At 57.7% G+C, this 8,847-nt stretch carries 9 protein-coding genes; 4 read left to right on the top strand and 5 right to left on the bottom strand.

All coding sequences use genetic code 11. The annotated features are described in order from the left end of the window. A partial coding sequence (locus tag Q0O19_RS06380) for a DnaA/Hda family protein (protein WP_295521096.1) occupies positions 1-572 on the bottom strand: 572 nt, incomplete at its 3' end. Beyond that, the gene (locus tag Q0O19_RS06375) at positions 569-1,660 is read right to left on the bottom strand and encodes an AI-2E family transporter (RefSeq protein ID WP_295521097.1); all 1,092 of its coding nucleotides are present in this window, start codon (positions 1,658-1,660) and stop codon (positions 569-571) included. The genes Q0O19_RS06380 and Q0O19_RS06375, both read right to left, overlap by 4 nt. Positions 1,661-1,816: 156 nt before the next feature. On the opposite strand from Q0O19_RS06375, the gene purM reads away from it, so the two are divergent. Then, positions 1,817-2,869, top strand: coding sequence for a phosphoribosylformylglycinamidine cyclo-ligase (purM, locus tag Q0O19_RS06370; protein ID WP_295521094.1), 1,053 nt, complete (start codon positions 1,817-1,819; stop codon positions 2,867-2,869). Between the two features lie 94 nt (positions 2,870-2,963). Here the strand turns inward: purM and Q0O19_RS06365 are convergent, their stop codons facing one another. Both Q0O19_RS06365 and murJ read right to left on the bottom strand, forming a co-directional pair. Further along, complete coding sequence (locus Q0O19_RS06365) at positions 2,964-3,824, bottom strand: tetratricopeptide repeat protein (RefSeq protein ID WP_295521092.1); 861 nt, start codon at positions 3,822-3,824, stop codon at positions 2,964-2,966. 18 nt (positions 3,825-3,842) lie between these two features. Further along, entirely contained in the window at positions 3,843-5,408 is a 1,566-nt protein-coding gene (gene murJ, locus Q0O19_RS06360; RefSeq protein WP_295521090.1) for a murein biosynthesis integral membrane protein MurJ, read from the bottom strand. Between the two features lie 167 nt (positions 5,409-5,575). Between murJ and rpsT the strand changes: the two genes are divergently transcribed. Continuing rightward, the gene (gene rpsT, locus Q0O19_RS06355) at positions 5,576-5,884 is read left to right on the top strand and encodes a 30S ribosomal protein S20 (protein WP_295521088.1); all 309 of its coding nucleotides are present in this window, start codon (positions 5,576-5,578) and stop codon (positions 5,882-5,884) included. A 315-nt stretch (positions 5,885-6,199) separates the two neighbouring features. Here rpsT and Q0O19_RS06350 read toward each other — a convergent pair whose 3' ends face one another. Continuing rightward, positions 6,200-6,520: a DUF3579 domain-containing protein gene (locus tag Q0O19_RS06350; RefSeq protein ID WP_295521086.1), complete on the bottom strand. Its 321-nt coding sequence runs from the start codon at positions 6,518-6,520 to the stop codon at positions 6,200-6,202. Between the two features lie 188 nt (positions 6,521-6,708). Between Q0O19_RS06350 and Q0O19_RS06345 the strand changes: the two genes are divergently transcribed. Both Q0O19_RS06345 and argF read left to right on the top strand, forming a co-directional pair. Further along, positions 6,709-7,911 (top strand): aspartate aminotransferase family protein, encoded by a 1,203-nt coding sequence (locus Q0O19_RS06345; protein WP_295521084.1) that lies wholly within the window; start codon positions 6,709-6,711, stop codon positions 7,909-7,911. Continuing rightward, a complete protein-coding gene (gene argF / locus Q0O19_RS06340) occupies positions 7,908-8,846 on the top strand; it encodes an ornithine carbamoyltransferase (RefSeq protein ID WP_295521082.1) in 939 nt (312 codons plus the stop codon). The genes Q0O19_RS06345 and argF overlap by 4 nt, the downstream gene beginning before the upstream one ends. Position 8,847 lies beyond the last annotated feature (1 nt).

Here is an 8,847-nt window from a genome sequence, read left to right as displayed (position 1 = left end):
AAGCGCTTGAGCACGTAAGACATCACCTCATCACTCAAAAACAGGCCCCGTGCATCGGCCGCTTGCCGAAGGACGCTGCGGCGCTCAGGCTCACCCAGCACCTGCAGGGAGTCGATGTGGCCCCAGCCCAAGCGGCTACGCAAGTCGTCGCGCAATTTCAGATCGGCCGGTGGCACATCCCCTGTGGCCAAAACCCAGCGCGGCGAGCCGCTGCGGGGGGTGAGGGCATTGACAAACCAATTGAAGGCGGTGTGCTGTTGTTCTGCCTTGTAAAGGTGCACATCGTCCATCAGCACAGCGGCCCATTCTTCCTTGAACTCGGGCGGGTTCATGGTGTGCGCATCCAGCCAGCCCACCTTAACGCCTTGGTCTTGGAGCGCGTGGTGCACCGCGAGCAACAAATGGGTTTTTCCAGAACCGCCTTCGCCCCACAAATAGCTGGGCACAGGAGACCGACATCTGGAAGCTGTCCACAAACGCAGGTGACTGAGTGCCGATTCATTGGGGCCTGCAAAGAAATTGTCCAGCGTGGGCGCCGATGCCAAGCCCATGTCCAAAACCAACTGCTTCATGCCTGATCAGGTCCTTGCTCAGCCAGACCAGACCCGCTTTTTCGATACAAATCACTTTGCAGGTATTGGTGACGCAAGCGGCGCAATGCGACCAGCAACACGGCGCTGGCGGGTAAGGCAATCAAGACGCCCACAAAGCCCAGAACCTGACCAAAAGCCATCAAGGCCAAAATGACGGCGAGCGGGTGCAGGCCAATGCGCTCTCCCACGAGTCGGGGTGTGAGAACAAAACTTTCGATCAACTGCCCCAACCCAAACACCACAGCCACCATGACCAGTGCCTGCGCCGAGGCAAATTGCAGCAAGCCTGCCAACAGCGCCAGCACCAAGCCCAAGCCAAACCCCAAGTAAGGCACAAACACCGCCAAACCTGTGAACACGCCGATGGGCAACGCCAAATCCAAGCCAAACAACTGGAGTCCGGCCGAATAAAAAACTGCCAAAGCCAGCATCACCAGCATCTGCCCACGCAGATATTCACCCAGCACCTGGTCACACTCTTTCATGAAGCCATCAAAGCGCCCGCGCAACGATGGCGGCACCAATTCGAGCACGCTGCTGACCAAGCGTGACCAGTCGTACAGCATGTAAAAAAGTGCCACCGGCACCAACACCGCATAGCCAGCCACGGCCAAGGCCACACTGCCACCCAATTTGAGGGACGTCATCAGCGGGACCCACCAGTCCTCGCGGTTGGCACTCAAATAAGTCACGAGTTGGGTTTTGAGATCCCGCAAATCCAAAGACACATTCAGCCCGATCTGCGTCAGCAAAGGATTGATCGCGTCAACCAAGCGGTCCAGCAACAAAGGCAACTGCTGCTGAAGCAAGGGCCATTCACGCACCAAAATGGGAATCAGGAGCAACAAAATACCCAGCAGTGCGACAAGCGCCAGTGCTTCAATGAGCACCACCGCGATGGCCCGTGGCAATCGGCCTTGGGTCAGGCCTTCCAGCCTGAGCACCAAAGGGTGAAGCACATACGCCAAAACGGCCGCAATGACAAAAGGCGCCAACACGGGGGCCAGCAGCCAAAAAATAAACGCCGTGGCCAAGGCCACACCCAACCAGGCGGCCAAGCGGGTCATCAAAAATGGCAAAGGGGCTTGCAAGTGGCGCTCGACTTTGGTTGGGTGAAATTTCAAGCGTTCAGGGTGAACCCTTAAAATAGACCCTGATTTTAGTCTGCTAGTCCGCATGTGGGCCCCTCACCACCAATTACCTGCCCCCAGGGGGCCATCACCATGAGTCAAACTCCCCTTTCTTACAAAGACGCTGGCGTCGACATCGTCGCGGGCGATGCCTTGGTCGAGCGCATCAAACCTCTGGCCAAAAAAACCATGCGCGAAGGCGTGCTGGCAGGCATCGGTGGTTTTGGCGCGTTGTTTGAAGTGCCCAAGCGCTACAAAGAGCCTGTGCTGGTGAGTGGTACCGACGGCGTGGGCACCAAACTCAAGCTGGCGTTTGAGTGGAACATGCACGACACGGTGGGTATCGATCTGGTGGCCATGAGCGTGAACGACGTGTTGGTGCAAGGCGCTGAACCCTTGTTCTTCCTCGATTATTTTGCCTGCGGCAAGCTGGATGTGGACATCGCCGCTGCGGTGGTGGGCGGTATTGCCAAAGGCTGCGAATTGTCGGGTTGCGCCCTGATCGGCGGAGAAACGGCTGAAATGCCCGGTATGTACCCCGCGGGCGAATACGACCTGGCCGGATTCGCTGTTGGCGCGGTCGAAAAATCCAAAATCCTCACCGGCCAGAACGTGACCGTCGGTGACGTGGTCCTGGGCTTGGCCTCCAGTGGCGTTCACTCCAACGGTTTCAGCTTGGTGCGCAAATGCATTGAACGGGCAGGCAGCAACGCCCCCGCCACGCTGGACGGCAAGCCTTTCAAGCTAGCCCTGATGGAGCCCACTCGCCTGTATGTGCTCAATGTGCTGGCCGCTTTGGCCAAGCACCCGGACACGCCAGATACCTCTGGCATCAAGGCCCTGGCGCACATCACCGGTGGCGGCTTGCTGGAAAACATCCCCCGCGTGTTGCCAGACGGCCTGGCCGCGCACCTGACCGAAGGCAGCTGGCCTCAAACCGAACTGTTTGCCTGGCTGCAGGCCACCGCCGGGATTGACGACAACGAAATGAACCGCACCTTCAACAATGGCATTGGCATGGTGGTGGTGGTGGATGCGACCGCAGCCGAAAACTGTGCGGCCACTTTGCGCGCTGCGGGTGAGCAGGTTTACACGATTGGCCGCATTGCTGCGCAAGGTGATGGTGCACAGGTGGTGGTGGCTTAAGGTGAGGAAGACACCTTTTAAGCCTTTTTCGACATTTAACTGACCCGCGGGCCCACACTTGCAACTTGCAGCAAGGGGCCCAGTGGTCAAACGGTCAAAGCGCCGAAAGCGCGATCACCCGGTTTTTCATGGCCCCACTGTCTGGTGCTGAGGGCTCGGCTTCCAGATAAAGCCGCAAATCTTGTAATGCTTCGTGCACATGCCCCAATTCGGCATGCACCAAACCCCGGTCTCGCCTTTCGGTCCAGGCCTCTGGCAACAAAACCACCAGCCGGTCGAGCACTTGCAGCATGCGTGGCCAATCTTCCTGAGATCGGAAAATTTCTTTCAAGTTCCGCAGCATCCGGGCCAACACATCCCGGGCCGGGCAAGCTTGCAAATACAAGCCCAAAGGGGTTTCACCATCGTCCAAGTCTGCTGTTGCCATGGGGTCCGCAGGATCACGGTAGGGACCCAATCTTTCTGACAAATTGTCCAGTCCCAAAGATTCGCCCGTCAGTGGGTCCATCACCACCAATCCGGCCTTCAGCGTCACTTTGACCAAAAAATGACCTGGGAAAGAAATACCTTGCGCTTGCAGTCCCATGGCCTGTGCCAATTCCAGCCAAAGCACCGCCAAAGAAATCGGGATACCCCGGCGTGTGCGCAGGACCTCATTCAAATAGCTGTTTTCGGGGGCGTAGTAATCGTTGGCGTTGGCCCCAAAGCCCAGATCTCGGTAAAAGACCTGGGTCAAAATGGCCAATTGGGTGAGGTCATCGGCATCCTCTGGCAAGCGCGCCTGAACCCTGCGCAGCAGGCGCTCCACATCGTCGAGGACGTGCTGCACATCCAAGCTCGGCTCTTCGTCTTGTGCCAAACTGGCTGCCGCCTCCAGCAAGGGGAAGTGTTCATCGCTTTGCACGAGGCTGGCAAAGTAACTGAGCGGTGTGGGTGATGACAAATCCAACAGCATGTCGATTCCAGAGGTCCCTCAGCGTTTAAGAAAAGCTTGGAGACGCAATCCCGTGGCCCATAAGACCCCGAAGTAAAGCACGGCCGAGCACAGCAAAACACCCAACATCCAGCCAATGCGTAACCAGGCCTCTTGGCGCATCGCCACCCAGGGCAAATGGTTTGCAGCGAAGCCCAACAAAGCGGTGAGCAGACCTGTGGCCAACATCACCTGCAAGGCAAAACGCCACCACCCCGGCTGGGGTTTGTAAGTGCCTCGGCGCAATAAACCCACCAGCAACCACAGGGCATTGACCAAAGCGCCCAAACCAATGGACAGCGCCAGTCCGGCATGGGCCAAATAGGGCACTAAGAGCAGGTTGAACAATTGGGTAAGCACCAGCACCACCACGGCAATGCGCACAGGCGTGCGGATGTCCTGGCTGGCGTAATAACCCGGGGCCAGCACCTTGATGGCCACCAAGCCCAACAACCCCACGCCGTAGCCGGTCAGGGCCAAAGTGGTTTGCTGCACGTCCCGATCGGTGAATGCGCCATAGTGGTAGAGCACCGACACCAGTGGCTGCGAAAACACCAGCAAAGCCGCAGCACAAGGCAAGGCCAGCAACAAGACCAAGCGCAAACCCCAGTCGAGCATGGCCGCGTAACGCTCGCTGTCGCCCGTGGCTTTGGCCGCTGCCAATTGCGGCATCAAGACCGCTCCCAAGGCGACGCCCAAGATGGCCGTTGGGAATTCCATCAAACGATCGGCATAGGTGAGCCAACTGACGCTGCCCGGGGCCAAGTGCGAAGCAATTTGCGTATTGATCAGCAAAGAAATTTGTGCCACGCCCACGCCCAGCAAGGCGGGCCCCATCAGGCGCAAGATGTTCAAAGTAGCGGGGTTGGTCCAAGCATTTTTGACGGCAGACGGTCGAACCCGGATGCGGGGCAACAGACCCAAACGGGCCAAGGCTGGAATTTGCACAGCCAACTGCAACACACCGCCCAGCATCACACCCACTGGCAACGCATAAATGGCCTCGACCCCTTGGCGACTGAACCATGGCGCCAAAAGCCAAGCCGCAGCAATCACGCAGACATTGAGCAACACGGGCGTGGCCGCAGGCACGGCAAAACGCTTCCAAGTGTTCAAAATGCCGGCAGACAAAGCCACCATGGACATGAAGGCGATGTAGGGGAACATCCAGCGCGTCATGTTCACCGCTGCGCCATAGCCACGGGCGTCTTGCTGCAAGCCGCTGGCCAAGGCCCAAACCAGCCACGGCGAAACCAACACCCCTAAAACAGATAAAACCAGCACCGACCAAGCCAAAGCTGTGGCCACGCTGTCGATCACTTCTTTGGTCGCTTCTTCACCATGCTGGGCACGGCTGGCGGCCAATACCGGCACAAAAGCCTGACTGAAAGCCCCTTCCGCGAAGAGCCGTCGGAACAAATTGGGGATTCGGAATGCGACATTGAAGGCATCGGTCAGGGCACTGGCCCCGAACATGGAGGCGATGAGCAACTCGCGCACCAAACCCGTCACCCGAGAGGCCAGGGTGAAAATCGACACAACGGAGGCAGATTGAAGAAGGCTCACAGGGGCCAGTGTAGCGGGCAGCCCGATCGGTCCAAAGCATGGCGTCGCTCAAGTTCACGCACAAAGATCAAGCTTGGCGCTGAGAGGAGAGGGCATACATCCGTGACAGCTCTGCTAGAATATTCGGTTCGCCGGACATCATCCTCAGACACTGAAAGAACTCATATATGGCATCCGCTAAACCCAAAAAGAAAAACCCCCGTCTTGCCTCCGGCCGTAAACGCGTCCGACAAGACGTCAAAATCAACGCCGCAAACTCTTCGCTGCGTTCCAAATACCGCACGGCTGTGAAAAACGTCGAAAAAGCCGTTGCAGCCGGCGACAAGTCCAAAGCCACCGAGCTGTTTGCCAAAATGCAAACCGTGGTGGACATCATTGCCGACAAGGGCATTTTCCACAAAAACAAGGCCGCTCGTGACAAGAGCCGCCTGAGCGCCAAAGTCAAGACTTTGGCTATTGCAGCCCCTGCAGCCTGATCCGCTCCAACCGATCAACAGCCCGGCGAGGCTTGTCCTCGCTGCCGTTTGAAACGGGTGCGCTGTCCGCGAAAACTGAACCGCCTAGGTGCAAACCTTGGCGGTTTTTTCATGCCTCATTGGCAACTTGATGCGGATATTTGGCATGTGGCGAAGGCTGAGTTGGGGCCATCGCCGGGCTCCTCATGACTCGCTTCACTCGTAGAAATCGTCACCCGGCGATGACCCCAACTCAGCGAGGTTCATCAGGGCATCTATCCTCCCAAGAACTCGGACCCAATAAAAAACCGCCGGAAGGTGGTTGTTTCTGCGGTCTTATTTTTTAGGGGGAAGGTCGGACAACAAACAAGCTTCAGCCACTTGCAGGCCATTGTCTCTGGCGAAATTCATCACAAAATCCCAGGCCATCACGTCGTGATCGCGCAAGTCGTGGTGCACCACGACACATTTGACGTTGCCCATCGTGGTAGGAATGCACCACGGGGAATAGCTCAAATGGCTGCCGGGAATGGCGCCGCCGGGACGAAATTGGCTCATCACGCCTGCCAAGCGTTCAGCCCAGTCGCTGGGCCTGAATGCCTTTCCGTCCTGGGTGATGCCCTGTATAAAGACTTCTTTGGCAGAGTTGGAGACCATCGGATAGAAGGGTTGGTGTGGACGCCAAAAGCACCGGGATCGCCGCTGCTTTTGCTGGTCAGGTATTGTATCTTATATAAGACTTCAGTCGTGTGACAGACGACATCCAACAGTCATACAACTGCCTCTAAAATATTCCCTTAACGGCCCTCCCCCATTGGGCCGATTTTTATTTCAGGAGTTCACGCATGACCGCTCGCATTGAAGCCGCCTCACCGCACACCATGAACACCTATGGCCGACTGCCCATCGCACTCAGCCACGGTCAAGGTTGCCGAGTCTGGGACGTCAATGGCAAGTCCTATTTGGATGCGCTGGCCGGTATCGCCGTGAACACCCTGGGTCACAACCACCCCGACTTGGTGCCTGCCTTGCAAGACCAACTGGGCAAGATGATCCACAGCTGCAACTACTACCATGTGCCCAACGCCGAAGTGCTGGCTGCCAAGCTGGTGCAGATGTCGGGCATGACGAATGTGTTTTTCTGCTGCACGGGTTTGGAAGCGAACGAAGCAGCCATCAAATTGGCACGCAAATTTGGCCACGACAAAGGCATCGCCAAGCCTGAAATCGTGGTGTATGAAAAAGCCTTTCATGGCCGCAGCATCGCCACACTGAGCGCCACAGCCAACGAAAAGCTTAAAACAGGCTTCGGACCCATGCTAGAAGGTTTTGTGCGCGTTCCGGTGAACGACATCGAAGCGCTTAAAAAAGCCACCGAAGGCAACCCCAATGTGGTGGCCGTTTTCATGGAAACCATCCAAGGTGAAGGCGGCGTCAACCCCATGCGCATCGAATACCTGCAGCAAGTGCGCGCTTTGTGTGACCAGAAAGACTGGTTGATGATGGTGGACGAAGTGCAATGCGGCATGGGTCGCACCGGCAAGTGGTTCGCGCACCAATGGGCCGGTATCGTGCCCGATGTGATGCCTCTGGCCAAGGGCCTGGGCTCGGGTGTTCCCATTGGCGCGGTGGTGGCCGGCCCCAAAGCTGCCCACATCTTTCAGCCCGGCAACCACGGCACCACTTTTGGCGGCAATCCCTTGGCCATGCGTGCCGGTGTCGAAACCATCCGCATCATGGAAAAAGACGGTGTGATGGCCAACGCGGCTCGGGTCGGCGAGCATTTACGCGCTGCCCTTGAGCACGCCTTGGCAGGTGTTCAAGGCGTCAAGGAAATCCGTGGCCAAGGCCTGATGTTGGGCATTGAGCTGGACCGCCCCTGCGGCCCCATCTGGAGCCGCGCCGCCGAAGCTGGTTTGCTGCTGAGCGTGACCGCCGACAGCGTGATACGCATCGTGCCTCCGCTCATCTTGACCGAGGCCGAAGCCGACGAAATCGTGGCCATTTTGGTGCCCTTGATCAAGACCTTTTTGGCAGAAAAACCATGAGTTCATCCACCCCAGCGGCCGTTCGGCATTACCTGCAATTCAGTGATCTGACGGCCGATGAATACGCGCATGTATTTACCCGTTCCGCCGAAATCAAGCGCAAATTCAAGGCCTACGAGAAATACCACCCGCTGGCCGACCGCACGCTGGCCATGATTTTTGAAAAGGCCAGCACCCGCACCCGCGTGAGCTTTGAGGCCGGCATGTACCAACTCGGCGGCTCGGTGGTGCACCTGACCACGGGTGATAGCCAATTGGGCCGCTCCGAGCCCATCGAAGACAGTGCCCGCGTGATCAGCCGCATGACCGATATCGTCATGATCCGGACCTACGGCCAGGACAAAATCGTGCGCTTTGCTTCGCACTCGCGCGTGCCTGTGATCAACGGCTTGACCAACGAATACCACCCTTGCCAAATTTTGGCCGACCTGTTCACCTACATCGAGCACCGTGGGTCGATCAACGGCAAAGTGGTCGCCTGGGTGGGTGACGGCAACAACATGGCCAACACCTGGCTTCAGGCCGCTGAGTTGCTGGGCTTCACCCTTCACTTGAGCACACCCAGTGGCTACGAAGTGGACCAGGCCGTCGCCGGTTTGCGCAGCGCCGACAGCTACAAAATCTTCAAAGACCCCGAAGATGCGTGTCGGGGGGCCGACCTGGTGACCACCGATGTCTGGACCAGCATGGGCTATGAGGCCGAAAACGAAGCCCGCAAAAAAGATTTTGCCAACTGGTGCGTGGACGAAGCCATGATGCAAGTGGCCCAGCCAGACGCACTGTTCATGCACTGCCTGCCCGCTCACCGCGGTGAAGAAGTCAGCGCCGATGTCATCGATGGGCCCCAATCGGTGGTTTGGGACGAAGCCGAGAACCGCCTGCATGTGCAAAAAGCGCTGATGGAGTTCTTGCTGCTCGGTCGCGTCAACGCCTGAT

The organism is Limnohabitans sp. Rim8 (assembly GCF_945869175.1).
In the GTDB taxonomy this organism is placed as follows: Bacteria; Pseudomonadota; Gammaproteobacteria; order Burkholderiales; family Burkholderiaceae_C; genus Limnohabitans_A.
This window is presented reverse-complemented; position numbering and strand designations above follow the sequence as displayed.

What these genes read in the sequence shown, in the direction of transcription:
- Q0O19_RS06375 (WP_295521097.1), bottom strand. Translation starts at nt 1,660, where the DNA reads ATGACCCGCTTGGCCGCCTGGTTGGGTGTGGCCTTGGCCACGGCGTTT.
- purM (WP_295521094.1), top strand. Translation starts at nt 1,817, where the DNA reads ATGAGTCAAACTCCCCTTTCTTACAAAGACGCTGGCGTCGACATCGTC.
- Q0O19_RS06365 (WP_295521092.1), bottom strand. Translation starts at nt 3,824, where the DNA reads ATGCTGTTGGATTTGTCATCACCCACACCGCTCAGTTACTTTGCCAGC.
- rpsT (WP_295521088.1), top strand. Translation starts at nt 5,576, where the DNA reads ATGGCATCCGCTAAACCCAAAAAGAAAAACCCCCGTCTTGCCTCCGGC.
- Q0O19_RS06350 (WP_295521086.1), bottom strand. Translation starts at nt 6,520, where the DNA reads ATGGTCTCCAACTCTGCCAAAGAAGTCTTTATACAGGGCATCACCCAG.
- Q0O19_RS06345 (WP_295521084.1), top strand. Translation starts at nt 6,709, where the DNA reads ATGACCGCTCGCATTGAAGCCGCCTCACCGCACACCATGAACACCTAT.
- argF (WP_295521082.1), top strand. Translation starts at nt 7,908, where the DNA reads ATGAGTTCATCCACCCCAGCGGCCGTTCGGCATTACCTGCAATTCAGT.